This is a genomic window from Gelidibacter pelagius, from assembly GCF_017581925.1.
Taxonomy (GTDB): Bacteria; Bacteroidota; Bacteroidia; order Flavobacteriales; family Flavobacteriaceae; genus Gelidibacter; species Gelidibacter pelagius.
Window position 1 is genome coordinate 1 of the sequence record NZ_JAGEVG010000069.1, and the last position, 622, is coordinate 622.

Genomic DNA, 622 nt, shown 5'->3' on the forward strand with positions numbered 1-622 from the left:
GGGGTGACGGCGTGCCTTTTGCATAATGAGCCTACGAGTTACCGTTGCCAGCGAGGTTAAGTGGTTAAGCCACGGATCCGTAGCGAAAGCGAGTCTGAATAGGGCGCTTTAGTTGGTAGTGGTAGACGCGAAACCGTGTGATCTACCCATGGGCAGGTTGAAGTTTAGGTAACACTAAATGGAGGACCGAACCGCCAGACGTTGAAAAGTCTTCGGATGACCTGTGGGTAGGGGTGAAAGGCCAATCAAACTCGGAAATAGCTCGTACTCCCCGAAATGCATTTAGGTGCAGCGTTGATTTATAGTTTTATAGAGGTAGAGCTACTGATTGGATGCGGGGGCTTCACCGCCTACCAATTCCTGACAAACTCCGAATGCTATAAAATGTTGATCAGCAGTGAGGGCTTGGGTGCTAAGGTCCAAGTCCGAGAGGGAAAGAACCCAGACCATCAGCTAAGGTCCCCAAATATATGTTAAGTTGAAAGAACGCGGTCGAACTGCACAGACAGCTAGGATGTTGGCTTGGAAGCAGCCATTCATTTAAAGAGTGCGTAACAGCTCACTAGTCGAGCGGTTCGGCATGGATAATAATCGGGCATAAACATATTACCGAAGCTATGGA

The 622-nt window shown here is 48.9% G+C and carries 1 rRNA gene; it reads left to right on the forward strand.

The window, feature by feature from the left end:
* Positions 1-622 (forward strand): 23S ribosomal RNA (locus J4051_RS18855); the annotation flags it as partial.